The organism is Pseudoalteromonas sp. c7(2019), from assembly GCF_011378625.1.
Lineage (GTDB): Bacteria > Pseudomonadota > Gammaproteobacteria > Enterobacterales > Alteromonadaceae > Pseudoalteromonas > Pseudoalteromonas arctica.
Genome location: NZ_WTKS01000086.1, coordinates 1 through 444 on the forward strand (window position 1 = coordinate 1; position 444 = coordinate 444).

Here is a 444-nt window from a genome sequence, read left to right on the forward strand (position 1 = left end):
GTAAAAAAGCACTTGATTTAGCAATAATCAAAAGGTTCACAATACAAGACGGAAGGTTAGAACGGAAACTTGGAGTTCGTCATTTTAGATCACCTCCTGACTCAAGTATTATCCATAATAATCTTATGATCAGCAGCCCATTACCTTCTGTAAGGTTTCCACTTTGGCATATTTGTAGTAATACTAATTGTCAGAAAATGAAGATGAGTTCTCCAACATCAGAAGATGAGCTTAAATGTAATAGTTGCAGTGCAATAATGTATCAATCAAGATTTATTAGTGTGTGTCCAGCAGGCCATATTCAAGATTTCCCTTGGTTTGATTGGTTAAATGCACATAATAATTCAACTTGTAATGAAGATACCTGTGAGTTAAAGATGATTGGTACTGGTAGTTCCTCTAGTGCTGGTATCAAGATCAAATGTATTACTCATAACTCAAGGG

At 35.1% G+C, this 444-nt stretch carries 1 pseudogene; it reads left to right on the forward strand.

The annotated features are described in order from the left end of the window. Nucleotides 1–203 precede the first annotated feature (203 nt). A pseudogene (locus tag GQR38_RS20425) lies at nucleotides 204–444 on the forward strand (hypothetical protein); the annotation flags it as partial.